General features: G+C 58.3%; 18 protein-coding genes. All 18 read left to right on the top strand.

Annotated elements, in window-relative coordinates:
- The first annotated feature begins 1 nt into the window (after position 1).
- Positions 2-1,096, top strand: coding sequence for a prephenate dehydratase (pheA, locus tag HS968_RS15185; RefSeq protein WP_182366894.1), 1,095 nt, complete (start codon positions 2-4; stop codon positions 1,094-1,096).
- Positions 1,097-1,693 (top strand): adenylyl-sulfate kinase, encoded by a 597-nt coding sequence (gene cysC, locus HS968_RS15180; RefSeq protein WP_182366892.1) that lies wholly within the window; start codon positions 1,097-1,099, stop codon positions 1,691-1,693.
- A gap of 39 nt (positions 1,694-1,732) precedes the next feature.
- Entirely contained in the window at positions 1,733-2,842 is a 1,110-nt protein-coding gene (gene hisC / locus HS968_RS15175; protein WP_182366890.1) for a histidinol-phosphate transaminase, read from the top strand.
- Positions 2,839-5,079 carry a bifunctional prephenate dehydrogenase/3-phosphoshikimate 1-carboxyvinyltransferase gene (locus HS968_RS15170; RefSeq protein WP_182366888.1) on the top strand — a complete coding sequence of 747 codons (2,241 nt, stop codon included), beginning with the start codon at positions 2,839-2,841 and terminating at the stop codon, positions 5,077-5,079. The genes hisC and HS968_RS15170 overlap by 4 nt, the downstream gene beginning before the upstream one ends.
- On the top strand, positions 5,076-5,741 hold the full coding sequence (gene cmk, locus HS968_RS15165; RefSeq protein ID WP_182366886.1) for a (d)CMP kinase: 666 nt from the start codon (positions 5,076-5,078) through the stop codon (positions 5,739-5,741). The genes HS968_RS15170 and cmk overlap by 4 nt, the downstream gene beginning before the upstream one ends.
- 149 nt (positions 5,742-5,890) lie before the next feature.
- Positions 5,891-7,573, top strand: a complete 1,683-nt coding sequence (gene rpsA, locus HS968_RS15160) for a 30S ribosomal protein S1 (protein WP_061239651.1) — start codon at positions 5,891-5,893, stop codon at positions 7,571-7,573.
- 338 nt (positions 7,574-7,911) lie between these two features.
- Positions 7,912-8,196 carry an integration host factor subunit beta gene (gene ihfB / locus HS968_RS15155; RefSeq protein WP_003243558.1) on the top strand — a complete coding sequence of 95 codons (285 nt, stop codon included), beginning with the start codon at positions 7,912-7,914 and terminating at the stop codon, positions 8,194-8,196.
- A gap of 808 nt (positions 8,197-9,004) precedes the next feature.
- Entirely contained in the window at positions 9,005-10,078 is a 1,074-nt protein-coding gene (locus tag HS968_RS15150) for a DegT/DnrJ/EryC1/StrS family aminotransferase (RefSeq protein ID WP_202884188.1), read from the top strand.
- The gene (locus HS968_RS15145) at positions 10,068-10,574 is read left to right on the top strand and encodes an acyltransferase (protein WP_182366884.1); all 507 of its coding nucleotides are present in this window, start codon (positions 10,068-10,070) and stop codon (positions 10,572-10,574) included. Before HS968_RS15150 ends, HS968_RS15145 begins: the two co-directional genes overlap by 11 nt.
- 4 nt (positions 10,575-10,578) lie before the next feature.
- Complete coding sequence (locus HS968_RS15140; protein ID WP_182366882.1) at positions 10,579-11,535, top strand: Gfo/Idh/MocA family protein; 957 nt, start codon at positions 10,579-10,581, stop codon at positions 11,533-11,535.
- Complete coding sequence (locus HS968_RS15135) at positions 11,532-12,509, top strand: NAD-dependent epimerase/dehydratase family protein (protein ID WP_182366880.1); 978 nt, start codon at positions 11,532-11,534, stop codon at positions 12,507-12,509. The genes HS968_RS15140 and HS968_RS15135 overlap by 4 nt, the downstream gene beginning before the upstream one ends.
- A complete protein-coding gene (locus HS968_RS15130; protein ID WP_182366878.1) occupies positions 12,506-13,594 on the top strand; it encodes a DegT/DnrJ/EryC1/StrS family aminotransferase in 1,089 nt (362 codons plus the stop codon). The genes HS968_RS15135 and HS968_RS15130 overlap by 4 nt, the downstream gene beginning before the upstream one ends.
- Before the next feature lie 12 nt (positions 13,595-13,606).
- The gene (locus HS968_RS15125; RefSeq protein ID WP_202884187.1) at positions 13,607-14,119 is read left to right on the top strand and encodes an acyltransferase; all 513 of its coding nucleotides are present in this window, start codon (positions 13,607-13,609) and stop codon (positions 14,117-14,119) included.
- A gap of 73 nt (positions 14,120-14,192) precedes the next feature.
- Positions 14,193-15,689: an oligosaccharide flippase family protein gene (locus tag HS968_RS15120; protein WP_182366874.1), complete on the top strand. Its 1,497-nt coding sequence runs from the start codon at positions 14,193-14,195 to the stop codon at positions 15,687-15,689.
- 8 nt (positions 15,690-15,697) lie between these two features.
- Positions 15,698-17,206 (top strand): hypothetical protein, encoded by a 1,509-nt coding sequence (locus HS968_RS15115; protein WP_182366872.1) that lies wholly within the window; start codon positions 15,698-15,700, stop codon positions 17,204-17,206.
- Positions 17,196-18,344 (top strand): glycosyltransferase family 4 protein, encoded by a 1,149-nt coding sequence (locus tag HS968_RS15110; protein ID WP_182366870.1) that lies wholly within the window; start codon positions 17,196-17,198, stop codon positions 18,342-18,344. Before HS968_RS15115 ends, HS968_RS15110 begins: the two co-directional genes overlap by 11 nt.
- Positions 18,341-18,940 (top strand): sugar transferase, encoded by a 600-nt coding sequence (locus tag HS968_RS15105; RefSeq protein ID WP_182366869.1) that lies wholly within the window; start codon positions 18,341-18,343, stop codon positions 18,938-18,940. Before HS968_RS15110 ends, HS968_RS15105 begins: the two co-directional genes overlap by 4 nt.
- A complete protein-coding gene (locus HS968_RS15100) occupies positions 18,937-19,551 on the top strand; it encodes an acetyltransferase (protein WP_182366867.1) in 615 nt (204 codons plus the stop codon). The genes HS968_RS15105 and HS968_RS15100 overlap by 4 nt, the downstream gene beginning before the upstream one ends.
- Positions 19,552-19,590: the final 39 nt, after the last annotated feature.

Below are 19,590 nucleotides of genomic sequence, written 5' to 3'. Positions count from 1 at the left end.
TATGTCCGAGCAGGAGCTGAAGGCGCTGCGGGTACGCATCGACAATCTCGATGAGCGCATTCTCGAGCTGATCAGTGACCGCGCGCGCTGCGCCGAAGAAGTGGCGCGGGTGAAAATGAAGGAGCTGAAGGAAGGCGAGTCGCCGGTCTTCTACCGCCCCGAGCGTGAAGCTCAGGTGCTCAAGCGTGTCATGGAGCGTAACCAGGGGCCGCTGGGCAACGAGGAAATGGCGCGGTTGTTCCGTGAAATCATGTCCTCCTGCCTGGCGCTGGAAAACCCGCTGAAAGTCGCCTATCTCGGCCCTGAGGGTACCTTCAGCCAGGCTGCGGCGATGAAGCACTTCGGTCATGCGGTGATCAGCGTACCGATGGCTGCCATCGATGAAGTGTTCCGCGAAGTGGCTGCCGGTGCGGTGAACTTTGGCGTGGTGCCGGTGGAGAATTCCACCGAGGGCGCGATCAACCACACGCTGGACAGCTTCCTCGAGCACGATATGGTGATCTGTGGTGAAGTCGAGCTGCGTATCCACCATCACCTGCTGGTGGGCGAAACGACCCAGACCAACAAGATCACCCGAATCTACTCCCATGCCCAGTCGCTGGCTCAATGCCGCAAGTGGCTGGATGCGCACTACCCGAATGTCGAGCGCGTGGCGGTTTCCAGCAACGCCGATGCGGCCAAGCGGGTCAAGAGCGAGTGGAGCAGCGCGGCCATTGCCGGTGATATGGCGGCCAATCTGTATGGTCTGACCAAACTGGCCGAGAAGATCGAGGATCGCCCGGACAACTCCACGCGCTTTCTCATCATTGGCAGCCAGGAAGTGCCGCCGACCGGTGATGACAAGACCTCGATCATCGTCTCGATGCGCAACAAGCCGGGCGCGCTGCACGAGCTGCTGGTACCGTTCCACAACAACGGTATCGACCTGACTCGCATCGAAACGCGCCCCTCGCGCAGCGGCAAGTGGACCTACGTGTTCTTCATCGATTTCGTCGGCCATCATCGCGACCCATTGATCAAGGACGTGCTGGAGAAGCTCGCCCAGGAAGCCGTGGCGCTGAAGGTGCTGGGGTCTTATCCGAAGGCGGTGCTTTGAGTGGAGCCTGAGCTTCAGGTGCCACTGGGCTCCTCGCTTGTGGAGTGCAATCAGCGAGCACTGAGCAAGCAGCAGGAGCCTTGTGTCATCTGGTTCACGGGGCTCAGTGGTGCGGGCAAGTCGACTCTGGCCGAAGCGCTGGAGAGCAGCCTGCAAGCTGCAGGTCTGCATACCTATCTGCTCGATGGTGATCGCCTGCGTCTTGGCCTGAATCGTGATCTGGGTTTCTCCGAGTTGGAGCGGCAAGAGAATATTCGTCGGGCTGGTGAGGTGGCGGCATTGATGGCCGATGCAGGATTGATCGTGCTGGCCGCGTTCATTTCGCCTTTTCGCGCTGATCGCGATGCTGTGCGTCAATTGCTGCCCGGCCGATTCGTCGAGGTCTTCATTGATACGCCTCTGCACGTTTGCGAGGCCCGTGATCCGAAAGGACTGTACCGGCGGGCGCGAGCAGGCCTGATCCACAACTTCACGGGGCTTGATTCTCCATTCGAGGCACCGCAGGCTGCCGAGTTGCGTTTCGACACCAGCAGCTGTTCGGTTGAAGAGGCCGTGCAGCAGATCCACGACTACCTCAGGAGTCATCATGCTCTGTGAGTTCGTCAACCGTATTGCGTTAGAGAAGAGCCTCCATTCATGAGTTGCGATTTCCTAGCCCTGGCCCAGCCAGGCGTGCAAAAACTGTCCCCATACGTACCCGGCAAGCCAGTCGATGAGCTGGCCCGCGAGCTGGGGCTCGACCCTGCCGGCATCGTCAAGCTGGCCAGTAACGAGAACCCACTTGGCCCCAGCGCCAAGGTGCTTGCGGCAATTCGTGCCGAGCTGGACGAGCTGACCCGTTATCCCGACGGCAACGGTTTCACCCTCAAGGCTGCCCTGGCTGCGCGCTATGGCGTGCAGGCGGCGCAAGTCACGCTGGGCAACGGTTCCAACGACATTCTCGAGCTGGTCGCCCGTGCTTATCTGGCGCCCGGTCTCAATGCCGTGTTCAGCGACTATGCCTTCGCCGTCTATCCCATTGCCACTCAGGCCGTTGGTGCGCAAGGCAAGATCGTGCCAGCCAGGGATTACGGCCACGATCTGGACGCGATGCTGGCGGCCATCGATGCCAACACTCGTGTGGTATTCATCGCCAACCCCAACAACCCGACGGGCACCTGGTTCGGCCCTGAGGCGCTTGAAGCCTTCCTGGCCAAGGTGCCGGAGTCGGTGCTGGTGGTGCTCGACGAAGCCTACATCGAATACGCCGAAGGCGATGAATTGCCGGATGGGCTGGATTACCTGGCGCGTCATTCCAATCTGCTGGTTTCGCGCACGTTCTCCAAGGCCTACGGCCTGGCTTCGTTGCGTGTGGGTTACGCCATCAGCTCGCCAGCCATTGCCGATGTGCTCAATCGCGTACGCCAGCCCTTCAACGTCAATAGCCTGGCCCTGGCGGCTGCCTGTGCGGCGTTGGCCGATACCGAATACCTGGCCGAAGGGCGCCGCCTCAATGACGCCGGCATGCAGCAGTTGCAGGACGGCCTGCGTGAGCTGGGGCTGAGCTGGATTCCCTCCAAAGGCAATTTCATCGCCATTGATTTTGGGCGCGACACTGCCGCGATCAATCAGGCGCTGCTGCGTGAAGGGGTGATCGTGCGGCCGATGGCTGGCTATCGCATGCCCAACTTCCTGCGGGTATCGATTGGCTTGCCGCGGGAGAATTCGCGTTTCCTCGAGGCGCTGGCCAAGGTGCTGTCGGCGTGACTGTCACTGCAGTGCAATCGAATGCCCCTAAGATCGGCCGCCTGGTGGTGGTCGGTCTCGGCCTGATCGGTGGCTCTTTCGCCAAGGGGCTGCGTGAGCGGGAGCTGTGCCGGGAGGTGGTGGGTGTCGATCTGGATGCCGAATCGCGTCGCTTGGCCGTTCAGCTCGGCGTCGTGGATCGTTGCGAGAGCGACCTGGCGGCCGCCTGTCAGGGAGCGGATGTCATCCAGCTGGCAGTCCCTATCCTGGCCATGGAGAAGCTGCTTGCCGAGTTGGCCGTGCTCGACCTCGGTACTGCCGTGCTCACTGATGTGGGCAGCGCCAAGGGCAATGTAGTGCGCGCCGCGCGCCAGGCATTTACCGGCAAGTCCGTGCGTCTGGTGCCTGGCCATCCGATTGCCGGCTCCGAACAGAGTGGGGTTGAGGCGGCGAACGCCGAGCTGTTTCGTCGCCACAAGGTCATTCTCACGCCCTGCGAACATAGTGATGACGCGGCCTTGGCGTTGGTGGAAGACCTGTGGCGCGAGCTGGGAGCGGATGTCGAGGTGATGGAGGTGGAGCACCACGATCAGGTGCTCGCCGCTACCAGTCATCTGCCGCACCTGTTGGCCTTTACGCTGGTCGACTCGCTGGCCAAGCGCAGCGAGAACCTGGAGATTTTCCGCTATGCCGCTGGCGGTTTCCGTGATTTCACGCGGATTGCCGGCAGTGACCCAGTGATGTGGCACGATATCTTTCTCGCCAACCGCGAGGCTGTGCTGCGTACGCTGGACGTATTTCGCGATGACCTCGACGCTCTGCGCGACGCGGTCGACGCCGGGGATGGGCATCAACTGCTGGGCGTGTTCACGCGCGCTCGTGTTGCCCGCGAACATTTCAGCAAAATTCTGGCCCGCAGGGCCTATGTGGACGCTATGCACTCGACCGATCTGATTTTCCTGGCAAAACCCGGTAGCAGCCTGTCCGGACGTATCCGCGTACCCGGTGACAAATCCATCTCGCACCGTTCGATCATGCTGGGTTCGCTGGCTGAAGGCACTACCGAGGTAGAAGGCTTCCTCGAGGGGGAAGATGCGCTGGCTACGCTTCAGGCGTTTCGCGACATGGGGGTGGTCATCGAAGGCCCGCATCACGGCCGTGTGACCATTCATGGTGTCGGCCTCCATGGCCTGAAAGCGCCGGCCGGCCCTTTGTATATGGGTAACTCCGGTACCTCTATGCGTTTGCTCTCCGGTCTGCTGGCTGCGCAGTCGTTTGATACCACCCTGACTGGCGACGCTTCGCTGTCCAAGCGCCCGATGAATCGTGTGGCCAAGCCGTTGCGTGAAATGGGCGCGGTGATCGAGACCGGCCCTGAAGGTCGTCCGCCGCTGAATATCAAAGGCGGCCAGCGCCTGACGGGCATGGACTATCAAATGCCGATGGCCAGTGCCCAGGTCAAATCCTGCCTGCTGCTCGCGGGTCTCTATGCCGAGGGCAAGACCTCGGTGACCGAGCCGGCTCCGACTCGTGACCATACCGAGCGTATGCTGCGCGGCTTCGGCTACCCGGTCGACGTCGAAGGCAGTACTGCCACTGTCGAGTCCGGTCACAAACTCAGCGCCACGCGTATCGAAGTGCCAGCCGATATCTCGTCGGCAGCCTTCTTCCTGGTGGCGGCGAGCATCGCCGAGGGTTCAGAGTTGGTGCTCGAACATGTCGGCATCAATCCGACCCGTACCGGCGTCATCGATATCCTCAAGCTGATGGGCGGCGACATCACCCTGGAGAACCAGCGTGAAGTCGGCGGTGAGCTGGTTGCTGACATTCGTGTGCGCGCGGCGAAGCTCAAAGGCATCGAAATTCCGGAAAATCTGGTGCCACTGGCTATCGACGAATTCCCGGTGCTGTTCGTGGCGGCGGCGTGTGCCGAAGGCCGTACCGTGCTGCGCGGCGCCGAGGAGCTGCGCGTGAAGGAATCCGACCGTATCCAGGTCATGGCCGATGGTCTGATCGCTCTGGGCGTCAAGGCTGAGCCGACGCCGGACGGTATCGTCATCGAAGGCGGCACCATGGGCGGTGGTGAGGTCTGGGCGCATGGCGATCACCGTATCGCCATGTCCTTCAGCGTCGCCTCGCTGCGTGCCAGCGCGCCGATCCGCATCCATGACTGTGCCAACGTCGCCACCTCCTTCCCTAACTTCCTCGCCCTGGCCGCTGAAGTTGGCATCCAGGTGGCCGAAGAGGGCAAGGCATGAGCGCCCCGGTAATCACCGTCGACGGGCCGAGCGGCTCTGGCAAGGGCACGCTCTGCGCCTTGCTGGCCAAGCAATTGGGCTGGAATCTGCTCGATTCCGGCGCGCTCTATCGTCTGCTGGCCTTCGCTGCGGGCAATCACGGCATCGACCTGACCAATGAAGAAGCGCTCAAGCAATTGGCTGCGCATCTGGATGTGCAGTTCATCGACAAGCGCATCATCCTTGAAGGCGAGGAAGTGACCGATGCCATTCGTAACGAGCAGGTAGGGGCGGGGGCTTCGATGGTCGCGTCCTTGCCGGCGGTGCGTGAGGCGCTGTTGCAGCGTCAGCGCGCATTTCAGGAAATGCCGGGTCTGGTGGCCGATGGGCGCGACATGGGCACGGTGGTGTTTAGCGATGCCCCGCTGAAGATTTTCCTCACCGCCAGTGCCGAGGAGCGTGCCCGTCGCCGCTACTTGCAGTTGAAGGCCAAGGGCGATGATGTTAATCTCGCGAGTCTTCTCGACGAGATACGGGCGCGCGACGAGCGCGATACCCAGCGCGCGGTGGCGCCGCTCAAGCCGGCAGTCGACGCAATCCTGCTGGATTCCACCGAGCTTTCCATCGAGCAAGTGTTAGAACGAATTCTGCGCGAGGTCGCTGATCGCGATCTCGCCGGTTAAGGGTTCTCGATTGCCTTAAATCGATGAACTCGCAAGGAGGCATACGGGAGACCAGTCCTTGTCCCGTAGGCCTCTTTTTACATGAACGAACCCACATGGTCTGGAATGTGGTTTGGGCGAATCCCCGCCCTTGATCAACAGGAATCAACATGAGCGAAAGCTTTGCAGAACTTTTTGAAGAAAGCCTGAAATCCCTCGACATGCAGCCGGGTGCCATCATCACCGGTATCGTGGTCGACATCGACGGTGACTGGGTTACCGTTCACGCCGGTCTGAAGTCCGAGGGCGTCATCCCGCTCGACCAGTTCTTCAACGAACAAGGCGAGCTGACCATCAAGGTCGGTGACGAAGTCCACGTCGCGCTGGACGCGGTTGAAGATGGCTTCGGTGAAACCAAGCTGTCCCGCGAAAAAGCCAAGCGCGCTGAATCCTGGCTGGTTCTGGAAGCTGCGTTCAACGCTGAAGAAGTGGTCAAAGGCGTTATCAACGGTAAAGTCAAAGGCGGCTTCACTGTTGACGTCAACGGCATCCGCGCGTTCCTGCCGGGTTCCCTGGTTGACGTCCGTCCGGTGCGTGATACCACTCACCTGGAAGGCAAAGAGCTGGAATTCAAGGTCATCAAGCTCGACCAGAAGCGCAACAACGTTGTCGTTTCCCGTCGCAGTGTCCTGGAGGCCGAGAACAGCGCCGAGCGCGAAGCTCTGCTGGAATCCCTGCAGGAAGGCCAGCAAGTCAAAGGTATCGTCAAGAACCTCACCGACTACGGTGCGTTCGTTGACCTGGGCGGCGTAGATGGCCTGCTGCACATCACCGACATGGCTTGGAAGCGCATCAAGCACCCGTCCGAGATCGTCAACGTTGGCGACGAGATCGACGTCAAGGTTCTGAAGTACGATCGCGAGCGTAACCGCGTATCCCTGGGCCTGAAGCAACTGGGCGAAGACCCATGGGTTGCCATCAAGGCTCGTTACCCGGAAAATACCCGCGTTGTTGCCCGCGTCACCAACCTCACCGACTACGGCTGCTTCGCCGAGCTGGAAGAGGGCGTGGAAGGCCTGGTACACGTTTCCGAAATGGACTGGACCAACAAGAACATCCACCCGTCGAAAGTCGTTAACGTCGGCGACGAAGTGGAAGTCATGGTTCTGGACATCGACGAAGAGCGTCGTCGTATCTCCCTGGGTATCAAGCAGTGCAAGACTAACCCGTGGGAAGATTTCTCCGGCCAGTTCAACAAGGGTGACAAGATCTCCGGCACCATCAAGTCGATCACCGATTTCGGTATCTTCATTGGTCTGGACGGCGGCATCGATGGCCTGGTTCACCTGTCCGACATCTCCTGGAACGAAGCCGGCGAAGAAGCCGTGCGTCGCTTCAAGAAGGGCGACGAGCTGGAAACCGTCATCCTGTCGGTTGACCCGGAGCGCGAGCGCATCTCCCTGGGCATCAAGCAACTGGAAGATGATCCGTTCAGCAACTACGTCTCCATCAACGACAAGGGCACCATCGTCCGTGGCGTTGTGAAAGAAGTAGACGCCAAGGGCGCCATCATCGACCTGGGCAACGAGATCGAAGCGACTCTGAAAGCCTCCGAAATCAGCCGTGACCGCGTTGAAGACGCGCGTAATGTGCTGAAGGAAGGCGACGAAGTAGAAGCGAAGATCATCAGCGTCGACCGCAAGTCCCGCGTCATCAGCCTGTCCGTCAAGTCGAAAGACGTTGAAGACGAGAAAGACGCGATGAAGGAACTGCGTAACAAGCAAGACGTTGAAAGCACCGGTCCGACCACCATTGGTGATCTGATCCGTGCTCAGATGGAAAACCAGAACTAAGTTCGGGTAATTCATCCAAGAAAAAGGCGACCTTCGGGTCGCCTTTTTTGTTTTTGCTGTTCTTGGCGTATTGAAATCGCTCACAGACCTCTCTTCTAGAGTCCGACTTCTGTCTAGAAGAGATCGTCTGAGTGTCACTGCGCTGGGTGATTCTGGCTGTGCCGTAGCGCTAAATATCTGCTTGGTATCTGCCTGTTTCTGTGCTGAAGAAATCGCTATATGGGCGGTTACTCCCGATGTTGCGCTAACACCTTGTTTTTTGGGCTGTTCAAAAGCTGATCAGCGTGCTAAAACCGAACCGTCGAGTCTTCTAGCCGCTTGAAAAAGAAGGGAAAACCATGACCAAGTCGGAGTTGATCGAAAGAATTGTCACTCATCAAGGTCAGCTGTCCTCCAAGGATGTCGAACTGGCCATCAAGACCATGCTGGAACAAATGTCCCAGGCGCTGGCTACTGGAGATCGTATCGAGATTCGTGGCTTCGGCAGCTTTTCGCTGCACTATCGCGCGCCGCGCGTAGGGCGCAACCCGAAAACCGGTCAGTCGGTACGGCTGGACGGCAAGTTCGTGCCGCATTTCAAGCCAGGCAAGGAGTTGCGTGATCGGGTCAATGAGGATGAGTAGGGCAGTCCTGTTGCTCGCGTAGTGGCTTCGTTGTGCTGGTTTCCGGTATCAGTCTTTAAAAGGCTGACTCGTGCGGCTTCCCTCAATGCTATCGTGGTACTGCAAGGCGTCTAACCAGGCTCTGTCATCAGTTGCAGTGAATGAAAAGTACGTTCGTTCATTGGCTGTAGTCTTTTCTGAGGGCGAATGCTTCTCGAGAGGGCGGGAAAGACTTCCAATCGATAGTTCTCTTGATGCGCTCCAGGTTCTGCTCGCCCCTCCTCATGTCCATATCGACCATTCTGTCGTGTGCCTTCTCTATTGGCCGAAGTTTTCAAGCGGTTGATCTTCTGCGATGAGCCTTCTGCCAGGTTGCTGTTCGTAGTTCTCGATACCGAGCGGTGATACCTGTTCTGCTGGCACGTCCATGCTGAGTTCACGGTTTGGCTTGCGCCGGCGATGATTTGCATTGCCTGGCAGCGGGGGAGGAGAGCGCCATGATCTGGGTGTGCTATGCGTATCGAGCCCTCTGGTGCGGCAGTGCCCCAATACCCTTGCCATTGAAGATATCCATGGCGAGTACCCGGCGGGAGGCGCAGGTGAGCCGCTGTGGATACCGCGAGATGGGACTTTTGCAGGTGGCATGGGGATTGGGGCTATGATGCGCTGGCGTGGGTCATTATCATGCTCAGCTTTACCCCGGTAGCTGCCTTGATGTTCGTATGGCGTGTTCGCCTCCTGTGTTGGGCGCTCTAGTTTGAGGAGACTTAAAATCAACGTTCCCTTTATCGACCTGAAGCGCTTGGAAGCTGGCTTCCATGAGGCGCTGATGGAGAAGTTTCATGCAATGACCCTGGGCGCGCAGTTCATTGGCGGTGCCGAGGTTGCCACACTTGAAACCCGCCTGCAGTCCGAACTGCAGGTCACTCATGCCATCAGCTGTGCCAACGGCACTGATGCACTGCAACTGGCTCTGCGTGCAGTTGGTGTTGGCGCGGGCGACCTGGTGCTGGTGCCGAATGTCACCTTCTGGGCAACCTTCGAGGCAGTGGTTAACGTGGGAGCACGGCCGGTAACGGTCGATGCGGATCTCCGTGATGGCGGTGTCAGTTTCGAGGCATTCGAACAGGCCATTCGCAACGCCAAGCCAAAGGCTGCACTGGTGGCACATCTGTATGGCTGGGGCAGTGCTCGTCTGCTTGAGCTGCGCGCACTGTGTCGCGAGCAGGGCGTTGTTCTGGTGGAGGATGGTGCTCAGTCCTTTGGTGCACGCTACCAGGGGGAGCCCATCTACAAGGGGGCGCAGATTTCAACGACTTCCTTCTATCCGGCCAAGGTGCTGGGGGGGGCAGGAGATGGCGGCGCGGTGTTCACGGACGACGCCGCGCTGGCTGACAAGGTTCGACGCCTGGGCAATCACGGGCGTACTGCCCATTACGGTTACGGTGACGTAGGCTGGAACTCGCGACTGGATTCGCTGCAGGCGGCCTTCCTCAATCTGTCGCTGGATCATATCGACGCCCGTATTGCCTCTCGCCGTGAGGCGGTAGCGTTCTATCAGAAGCATCTGCCGGCTGCTGGTATCCAACTGATGAACGCCCCTTCCGACTATGACGAGAACGGCTATTGCAATGTCTGTCTGGTGCCGGATGCTGCGTTGAAGGCGCGTCTGGAGGCCGAGCTCAAGGCCGAGGGTATCGGCTTCGGCAATATCTATCCCGGCGTTATGTCCAGCCAGCCAGGTGCCGTAGCTTCTCTTGCCGGGCATTTCGGCGGTCAGGTGGGTGAGCAGTTGTGTGCCTCGGTACTCAACCTACCTCTGTTCCCGTACATGACCGAGTCTGAATTGCAGCGTGTGGTCGAGGTCGTCGGCTCCGTCATTGGAGGTACGAATGTCCGCTAACGATATCTACATTCATCCAACAGCCAATGTTTCCGGCAAGGCGAGTATCGGAGCCGGCACCAAGATCTGGATCAATGTGCAAATTCGCGAGAATGCGGTCATTGGCGAAGGTTGCATCCTTTCCAAGGATGTTTATGTGGATCATGCGGTGAAAATCGGCAACCGTTGCAAGATTCAGAACAGTGTCTCTGTCTACAACGGCGTGGAAATTGGTGATGATGTTTTCGTTGGCCCCAACGCCTGTTTTACCAATGATAAGGTTCCGCGTGCCTTCAATACCGAGTGGAAGGTCACTGCAACGCGCATTGATAGCGGAGCCAGCATCGGGGCTAACGCCACCATCGTTTGTGGCATAACGATCGGAGCGTTCGCCATGGTTGCAGCCGGCAGCGTGGTGACTAAAGATGTGCCGCCCTACACCCTTGTCATGGGGAACCCGGCGCGTGCGGTTGCTCGTATAGACCGTGAAGGCAATCGCGTTTGTGGAGAAGTGTGAAAACATGCAAGAGAAAGCTCTCAAGGTAGGTCTGATCGGCCTCGGTAACATGGGGCGCAATCACCTGCGCGTACTGTCGATGCTCAAGGGGGTCGAACTGGCGTTCGTGGCCGATGCCAATGTCGAGGTTGCTGCGAAGGCTGGCGAGTCGCATGGCATTCCCGGTGTGGTCGACCCGACGCCACTGTTGGCGGGTGTCGATGCGGTGGTGATCTGTACCCCGACCGTGACCCATGCGGACTACATTCGTCTGGCCGCTGCCCATGTCAAGAATATCTTCGTCGAGAAGCCCCTGGCGGCAACCCTGGAGGAGGCGCAGGAGATCGCTGCCTTCGCCAAGGATAAAGGTCTGAACATTCAGGTTGGTTTCATCGAGCGCTTCAACCCGGCGGTACAGGCTCTGAAAACCGTGCTCGATCGTACCGAGCGTGTCATCAGTCTGGACTTCACCCGCACCAACAAGGTCAGTGCGCGCATCACCGATGTCGACGTGGTCACCGACCTGATGATCCACGACATCGACCTGGCACTCTATCTCAACGGGCCGGCCATCTCGGTGGCCGCTCATGGCTTCGCCCACGGCAGCATGATCGATTTCGCTTCGGCGCTGATCACCCATGAGAGCGGCCAGTTTTCGCGTATCCAGGCCAGCCGCGTGACGGACAAGAAAATCCGCCAGATCGAAGGCACCTGCGTCGACATGTTCGTGGACTGCGACCTGCTGCGTAAGGAAATCCTGATCAACCGCCAGTCCGAAGCCCGTGATGCTGGCAGCCTGCCTTACGCTATTTCCGCTATCCAGGAAAGTGTTGCTGTTGCTCCGCAGGAGGCGCTGTTGACGGAGTTGCAGGCCTTCATGGCGATCTGTCGCCAGCCAACTGCTGGACGGGTTCCGGGCGTCGACGCCGGTGTTGACGCAATGAAAATATGTGCACAGATTCAGGCGGCGGTTCAGGCATGACGATTCGAGAAGGTTTCGCGGGCAAGGGGGTTCTGGTCACTGGCGGCGCCGGCTTCATCGGCAGCCACCTGGTGGATCGGTTGTTGGCTGAAGGTGCTGCGCATGTCGTGGTGATCGACAACCTCTTCGTCGGCTCCGAAGACAACCTTGCCGAGGCCCTGGCCAGTGGCAAGGCCACCTTCTATCGCGACGATGCCGAGTTGAGCACCAGCCTGGAGTACATCTTCACCAACCATGCAATCGACGTGGTGTTCAACTGTGCCACCAAGGCGCTGAACTATTCTTTCCTCAACCCGGCAAACGCCTTCGACACCAACGTCAAGGTGGTGCTGAACCTGCTCGAGTTGCAGCGGCGAGGGCTTTTCAGGACGCTGTGCCACTTCTCCACCTCCGAGGTTTATGGGTCGGCGGTGTACGAGCCGATGGACGAGGCCCACCCGCGCAATCCCACCACCACTTATGCCGCCGGCAAGGCCGCAGCGGATCTGGCGGTAGAAAGCTACGTGCGCATGTTCGGCGTCGATGCCTATATCGTTCGCCCGTTCAACAACTATGGGCCTCGCCAGAACCACAAGGGCATGCTGGCTGGGGTGATTCCGATCACTGCCGTCCGCCTGCTTACCGGTGGCACTCCGGAAATACATGGCGAAGGTACTCAGAGCCGGGACTTCATCTACGTTCACGACACCGTGGATGCGGTCGTCAAGTTGCATGACGTGCTACCGTCCGGCGAGACGGTGAACATCTCCACCGACAACCAGATTTCGATCAACGAACTGATTCCTCGCATCTGCGACCACTACGGTTACACCGGGGAAATCCTGCGCAAGCCCGCGCGTCATTCTGACGTGCTGTCGCACAACGCCAGTAACGAGAGGGTCAAGGGGGTGATCCAGTATCGCCTGACTCCGTTCGAGCAGGGACTGGCAGACACCCTTGACTGGTACACCCATCTGATCGGGAAGCGCGCATGAGCCAGATTCGTTTGATGAGGCCTTATATCGGGTTCGATGAGGTCGAAGCCGAGTTCCGTGAAGTGTTCGACAGCGGCATATTCACACGCGGTCAGCATGTTGACGCGTTTCGCTCGGAATTGGCTGCATACACCGGTGCGAAGCATGCCTTTCTGACTACGTCAGCGACGACATCGCTGTGGGTTTGCCTGAAACTTCTGGGTATCGGTCCGGGTGATGAAGTGATCGTTTCGGACTTCTCTTTTCCGGCCTCGGCGAATGTGATCGAAGACGTGGGGGCTCGACCGGTTTTTGCTGACGTGTGTCCGGAAACCTTCAACATGCGCCCCGAGGTTCTTGAGGCGCTTATCGGGCCGCGTACCAAGGCCGTGATGTTCGTGGATGCACTCGGCAATCCCACGGGCATTACCGAGATCAAGCGTATCTGCTCGGCAAAGCGTATTCCGTTGATCGAGGATGCGGCCTGTGCCATTGGCAGCTCGGAGAAGGGGGCTCGATGTGGCGCTATAGCCGACCTGACCTGTTTCAGTTTTCATCCGCGCAAACTCATCAGCACGGGTGAGGGGGGGGCTATCACCACGAACAGTGACGAGTGGGCAGACTGGTTGACGGTCAAGCTGGCCCATGGCGCCAACGGTATGAAGGGCGTGGCGTTGGACTTTGTCGACTACGGCTACAACTTCCGCCTTTCGGAACTTCAGGCGGTCATGGGACGCAAGCAGTTGGCCAAGATCGATAGCATCGTCAGAGAGCGCAACGAGATACGTGAACGCTATATGGAACAACTCGGTGAGCTGGGCTTCGTGGCGCAGAAGTCGGGAAGCGACGTCGTTTACAACGTACAGTCGATGGTGTTTCGGGTTCCTGAAGGATGTGACCGTGATCGCCTGATTGCCGACCTGCGGGGGACGGTTGAAACGACCATCGGTACCTATGCCTTGAGTTCAGGTAGTTATTTCTTGAGCAAGTACCGTGATGTCCAGCCGACGGCGGCGCAGCTCGAGGCGACCACCATTACCTTCCCCTGTTTTACCGGGCTGGATGTCGGTGCAGTGGCAGCAGCCGTACGTGCTGTGCTGCGTTAGGGGATGACGGCGGTGGAGTTGCTTGATCAGTTGAAACGCTTGTGGCTGGAACGCCGGAGCGAGGTGAATGAGCGTTTCAAGAGAACTTTGCCTCTGGCTGACTACATTGTTGACCGTTGGGAGAAGGCCCGCGAGTTAGGTTTTGGTGAAGGTACCTCTATCTACGACAGCAGTCTGGTGTTCGGTGATGTGCGTGTTGGTGAACACACCTGGATCGGCCCTTTCACTCTACTGGATGGCTCGGGTGGGGGGCTTGAGATCGGTTCGCACTGTTCTATCTCGGCGGGCGTGCAAATCTATACCCACGACACGGTCGAACGTTCCCTGAGCGGTGGCAAGGCTCCGATTGTTACTGCACCAACCCGGATCGGTTCCAACTGCTATATCGGACCCAATACGGTGATCGCCAAGGGGGTCACCATTGGTGATGGCGTGGTCATTGGTGCCAACAGTCTGGTGCTCAAGGACATACCTTCTGGCAGCAAGGCATTTGGGACACCCTGTCGCGTCGTCGGTGCCGCCTAGGTGAGAGATTGCGGTTCTGGGGTATCGAAGGATGGTTGCGTCTGGAGAATCGGCGGACGCTACGGAGGGAGGCATGGTCAATAAAGCGGCCAGCCTGGGTGTTCTTAATCTGCTTGCAGGCAAGGCACTGCGTGCGCCTCTCTGGCTGTTGATTTCTGCTCTTTTGGCCCGTGTGCTCGGCCCGGAGGGGCTGGGTTCCTGGTCAATGATTCTAGCAGCGGGGATGCTGATGAATCAGCTGCTCTTGCATTGGACTCAGTCGATCACTCAGCGTTTTGGACGAGTGGAGTGGCTGGACTCTGGTTCGCTGGATTCGACTTTCAGCATTCGCCTGCCTTTGTTGGTAGCCGGTACGATGCTCGCGCTAGTCGCGTTGTTCATTCTCCCCTTTGACTGGCTGCAGCGTTTTTTTGGTATCCGGAGTGGTGAAGTTCATGTGTTGCTTGCCATGCTGGCTTTCTGGTGCATGGCTGAAACTCAGGCACTACAACAGGTGCGTGAGCGCTTTGTGCACTTGGCATGGGCGCCTATTAGTGCGGACCTCGTGCTCATGGGGGCTATAGCGGCTATTGCGCTGATCCCGATGTTCAATGAGGCGACTCTTGCCGAACGGCTTCAGTTTCTGTTGCTGGCAATGGCATGTGGCTGGGGGGGGTGGCTGGCATGGGAGCTCCGCGGTATCGGCTTTCGGTTTCCTCTACGATCCTTCAGTTGGTCGCGACTGTCTTCTCAGATGCTCTTCGCGATTCCCCTGGTTCCTGGATTTTTAGTCGGTTATCTCGCGGAGTGGTGTGATTACTTTCTGATTCGCCATTTTTACGGTGAATATGAAATTGGCCTTTTTCATCCTGCGTATCAATATCTTCTGATTTTTATAGGTCTGCCGACCGCACTGGTTTCCGTGTTACTCCCCCGTGCCGTACAGCATTTCGAGGAGAAAGGGGCAGTTGCTATCGATCTGTTGGTCAAGCGAGATGCGCCCCGTTTTGCATTGGTTTGGGGCGTACTGATCCTTATTCCGCTGACGGTATTGCCTGGGCTTTTTCTGCTGCTGGTGGGGGAGGCGTTTACTTCATCGGCGGCACTGCTCAGCATCATGCTTGCTGTGGTTCCAGGTGCCATCGCGCAGCATCTCTTTGGCGTGGTCTATTTTCTGCAGGGGCGCTTACTGATTTCTACCTTCGCCTTCTTCCTTGTGAAACTGCTGGTGAATGCGGCGCTTTCCGCATTTCTTTTGCCGCTCATTGGCGTTACCGGGGCAGCTTACGGGGTGGTGTTTTCTTACATGATCCTGCAGTGGTTGTTCGTGATTTTTGCAGTTCCAGATCATCGCCTTCTGGCTCGTTTCGCCGGTGTCTTACTCTGGTGCCAAATAATCGGCCTACTGCTATGCCTTTTCGATGGCATCGTTCCTCGCCTTTTGATCGGCTGTGCGGCTTTGGCACTGTCGTTCTGCTGTATCCGCTTTACCCCCATCTTCGATGCACGAGAAATTGCGGCAGTTTTGCCACAGCGACTCAAGCGTCATGAGCAATGGCTGCTCTACTGGCTCGCGCGGCCGTCAACCTAGGAACAATCATGTTGTTGTCAATGCTGTTGGTAGTTGTCTTTGCTCTTGTTCTTCGGCTATTGCCCATGCGCCTTGCTCCTCATGGCGGTGGTGTCGATCAGTGGTTTTGGCGAGCCTATGTCGAGGAAACCAGGCGCCAGGGTGAGTTTCCACCGCGTCTCGCTCAGTTTCGGCTGGATGAGGCTCAATGGTACCCCCCGCTTTTTCCTTGGCTCCTGGCTAAGTTGCCACGGGTGGTTTTCGAGCGTTACGCGGGGCAGATGGCAATTTTGCTAGATCTTCTACGCCTGTTGCTGCTGATGGTGGCAGGTTATGTATTGGCTGGTGACTGGGCGGTTGCAGCCGTTGCCGGCTTGGTATATGCGCTGACCCCTGTGTTGATCACCTACAACATGCAATTGAATCCTCGTGGGCTCGGTGCGCTATTTCTTGATGCAGTTCTGCTGTTCACGGCAGCCGCTTTGCTGGGTGAAGAGGGAGGCTGGTGGTTTGCCGTGATCGTCGGAGGACTCGTGCTTTTGACTCACAAGATGACGACTCAATTGTTTGTGTTCACTGCATTGGTGGCGGGGGTCGCTCTACTCGAAGTGAGGTTTTTGTTGCTGCTGGTTTTGAGTGGGGTGGCGGCATTGCTTTTAAGTGCCGGGTTCTACCGTTTCGTGTTCTTGGCTCATGTGGACATTCTGCATTTCTGGTTTGCCAACTGGCGTTGGACTGGAGCGAATCCGGTACTGGAGTCACCGGTGTATGGCGAACCCGGGTTTGAGTCGTCCTCAAAGTTCTATCGCAAGGGCCTGCGCGCAGCTTTTCGCCGCCTCATGTTTGTGGTCGGCTTCAACCCGTGGATGCCGTCTGTTCTTTTGGTTGGATTGGTTCTCTGGCTGGAAGGACATCTCTTCGGTCATGCACAGTTACTGGCGTTCGGTTGGTTGGCCTGTTCATTTGCCTTTGCGCTCATGACCACCCTGCTACCACCGCTGCGTTGTTTAGGGCAAGGTTATCTTTATGGTTACAACGGAAGCTTTCCTGCAGCATTGGCGCTAGGCCTGAGTTGGCAGGCTGTCGCCAGTAGCTGGGTTGCGCTATTGATCTGTATTGCGACAGTCATCGCCTGTGGGGTTGCGCTTGCCGCCTTCTTCCGGACGCTACGCAGCAGTCGAACCCTGAAGGTGGATGAGGATCTGGATCAAGCCATTCGGCGGCTGGCGGAGTTACCCGAGGGCACTGTGATGTGCTTGCCGCAGCACTGGCATGACGTAGTGGCTTTCCGCACTGGGAAAGCAGTTGCGTTTGGTGGGCATGGTTACGGTTTTCGGTTGCTTCAGCCGGTTTTTCCTCGATTGCTTGTCCCGGTCGGTCAGCTCATTCGCGAGCAGAATGTCGCTTACCTGCTTGTCTGGCCTGCCTACGTGAACAAGCGTTTTCTGGACGACCTCCCACCCTCGGAGGTCGAGCAATGTGGCGAGTACTGTATCTATCGCTTTCAATGCAGACAGGAGTTCGGCGATGAGACGTAAACGCCTCTGCTTCATCACCACGGTTCCGATGGCGGTCTCTGCCTTTCTGCGCCTGCATATCGAGCGGCTTGTCGAGGACTACGATGTCTTCGTCATTTCCAACTACGCTACCGAACCACTCCCACGGGCGGCAGGGGTCACATATCTGAACGTGCCGCTGGCCCGCGAGATTTCTCCGTTGGCGGATCTGAAGGTCTTGTTCGCTCTCGTTCGCCTATTTCGTCATCACCGTTTTGACGCAGTGCATTCGGTCACGCCCAAGGCAGGGTTGCTGGGGATTCTGGCTGCTCGGATGGCCGGGGTGCCGGTGCGCGTGCATTGGTTTACCGGGCAGGTCTGGGTTACCCGAGCAGGAGTGGGGCGCGCCGTGCTCAAGAGTGCCGATCGACTGATTGCTGCTGCCGCCTCACATCTGTTGGCTGACAGCCCCTCGCAGCGTGATTTCCTTGTCGCTGAAGGGGTTTGTCGGGCTGGACGGATAGAGGTAATAGGTGACGGCTCGATTTGCGGCGTTGATGGTGAGCGCTTTCGTCCTGATCCACAGGCGCGTGAACGTGTGCGGATCAGCCACGGAATTCCGGCCGATGCGACTGTGGTGCTGTTTCTTGGGCGCTTGAATGCGGACAAGGGGCTACGTGAGCTGGCACAAGCGATGGTGGGGCTGGATGAGGTGTTTCCTGCTTTGCATTGGCTGATAGTGGGGCCTGATGAAGGGGGGATGGTCGAACATATTCGCACGGTTGCTGGAAGTCTGGCAGGGCGTCTGCATTTTCAGGGCTTCACCGGCGAGCCAGAGGCGTATATGGCTGCTGCGGAGATTTTCTGTCTGCCCAGTTACCGTGAGGGTTTCGGCAGCTCGGTACTCGAGGCTGCGGCGGCCGGGGTGCCCTCTGTTGCCTCCCGAATCTACGGGCTCACTGATGCAGTAGAAGAGGGCGTGTCGGGCTTGTTGGTGTCGCCTGCGAACGTACCTGAGTTGGTGGCCGCTCTGCGGCGTCTGCTGGAGAACGATGGAATGCGTCTGGACATGGGGTTGGCGGCGCGTGCTCGGGCATTGCAGCGCTTTTCGCGTGAGCGAATCGTCGGAGGCTTGAGTGACTTTTACGGTCGGGTGTTCGCTCAGGAAGGGAAGGTATGAGCTTCAAGCGGGTTTTCGATATCGTATGCAGTGCCCTGGCGCTGCTGCTGCTCTGGCCGGTGCTGCTGATTCTCTATGTGCTGGTGCGTACCAACCTCGGCTCTCCGGCCTTGTTCAGGCAGCAGCGTCCCGGGATGCATGGCCGGCCGTTCATGATGGTCAAGTTCCGTACCATGCTCGATGCGCTGGATGCGCAAGGCAATCCATTGCCTGACGACGTTCGTCTTACCCGCTTCGGTCGCTTGCTGCGAGCCACCAGTCTGGATGAGCTTCCCGAGTTGTGGAATGTACTCAAGGGCGAGATGAGTCTGGTGGGGCCACGTCCCTTGCTGATGGAATACCTGCCGCTATATAGCGCCGAACAGGCGCGGCGCCATGAGGTGCGCCCCGGAATCACCGGTTGGGCTCAGGTGAACGGACGCAATGCGCTGAGTTGGTCAGAGAAGTTCGCCCTGGATGTGTGGTATGTGGACAACCGTTCGTTGCTGCTCGACATTCGTATTCTGTTGCTGACGGTGAAGAAAGTGTTCGTGCGCGAGGGGATCAGTGCGGATGGGCAGGCCACTGCCAGCAAGTTCACCGGGGGGGAGAAATGAAACGCCTGGCGATTTTGGGGGCCAGTGGGCATGGCAAGGTTGCCGCTGATCTTGCTGAGTTGTGCGGCTGGGACGTTTCGTTTTTTGATGATGCATTCCCCGAGGTGCGATCCAATGGTGCTTGGTCAGTTGAAGGCGATCTGGCGGATCTTCTGAAGCAAGGGAGGCATTTCGACGCGGCGATCGTTGCCATCGGTCATAACCGTACGCGCCTTGCCAAGCTGGCATTGATTCGTGAAACAGGGTTAAGGCTTGCGACATTGATTCATCCCAGTGCCAGCATAAGTCGACATTCCGTCTTAGGTGCTGGTTGCGTCGTTTTTGCGGGGGTCGTGATCAATGCGTTCGCGCGAGTTGGGGAGGGCTGTATCCTTAACACGATGTGCAGCGTCGATCATGATTGTGTGCTGGGTGACGGTGTTCATGTAAGTCCGGGCGCGAACCTTGCCGGGGGGGTCGTAGTCGGCGAGGCGGCGTGGGTTGGCATAGGTGCAAGCGTTCGCCAGCTTGCCCGGATCGGTGCGGACGCCATTGTCGGCGCCGGTGCGGCAGTTATTGGTGATGTAGTGGAAGGAACCACCGTCGTAGGGGTTCCGGCCCGGGACATGTAGTTATTTATTGCGTGCCAGTTCCGTGCTGTTGCGCTCGTC

Source organism: Pseudomonas berkeleyensis, from assembly GCF_014109765.1.
GTDB lineage: Bacteria > Pseudomonadota > Gammaproteobacteria > Pseudomonadales > Pseudomonadaceae > Aquipseudomonas > Aquipseudomonas berkeleyensis.
This window is presented reverse-complemented; position numbering and strand designations above follow the sequence as displayed.

What these genes read in the sequence shown, in the direction of transcription:
- pheA (WP_182366894.1), top strand. Translation starts at nt 2, where the DNA reads ATGTCCGAGCAGGAGCTGAAGGCGCTGCGGGTACGCATCGACAATCTC.
- hisC (WP_182366890.1), top strand. Translation starts at nt 1,733, where the DNA reads ATGAGTTGCGATTTCCTAGCCCTGGCCCAGCCAGGCGTGCAAAAACTG.
- cmk (WP_182366886.1), top strand. Translation starts at nt 5,076, where the DNA reads ATGAGCGCCCCGGTAATCACCGTCGACGGGCCGAGCGGCTCTGGCAAG.
- rpsA (WP_061239651.1), top strand. Translation starts at nt 5,891, where the DNA reads ATGAGCGAAAGCTTTGCAGAACTTTTTGAAGAAAGCCTGAAATCCCTC.
- ihfB (WP_003243558.1), top strand. Translation starts at nt 7,912, where the DNA reads ATGACCAAGTCGGAGTTGATCGAAAGAATTGTCACTCATCAAGGTCAG.
- HS968_RS15150 (WP_202884188.1), top strand. Translation starts at nt 9,005, where the DNA reads ATGGAGAAGTTTCATGCAATGACCCTGGGCGCGCAGTTCATTGGCGGT.
- HS968_RS15145 (WP_182366884.1), top strand. Translation starts at nt 10,068, where the DNA reads ATGTCCGCTAACGATATCTACATTCATCCAACAGCCAATGTTTCCGGC.
- HS968_RS15140 (WP_182366882.1), top strand. Translation starts at nt 10,579, where the DNA reads ATGCAAGAGAAAGCTCTCAAGGTAGGTCTGATCGGCCTCGGTAACATG.
- HS968_RS15135 (WP_182366880.1), top strand. Translation starts at nt 11,532, where the DNA reads ATGACGATTCGAGAAGGTTTCGCGGGCAAGGGGGTTCTGGTCACTGGC.
- HS968_RS15130 (WP_182366878.1), top strand. Translation starts at nt 12,506, where the DNA reads ATGAGCCAGATTCGTTTGATGAGGCCTTATATCGGGTTCGATGAGGTC.
- HS968_RS15120 (WP_182366874.1), top strand. Translation starts at nt 14,193, where the DNA reads ATGGTCAATAAAGCGGCCAGCCTGGGTGTTCTTAATCTGCTTGCAGGC.
- HS968_RS15115 (WP_182366872.1), top strand. Translation starts at nt 15,698, where the DNA reads ATGTTGTTGTCAATGCTGTTGGTAGTTGTCTTTGCTCTTGTTCTTCGG.
- HS968_RS15110 (WP_182366870.1), top strand. Translation starts at nt 17,196, where the DNA reads ATGAGACGTAAACGCCTCTGCTTCATCACCACGGTTCCGATGGCGGTC.
- HS968_RS15105 (WP_182366869.1), top strand. Translation starts at nt 18,341, where the DNA reads ATGAGCTTCAAGCGGGTTTTCGATATCGTATGCAGTGCCCTGGCGCTG.
- HS968_RS15100 (WP_182366867.1), top strand. Translation starts at nt 18,937, where the DNA reads ATGAAACGCCTGGCGATTTTGGGGGCCAGTGGGCATGGCAAGGTTGCC.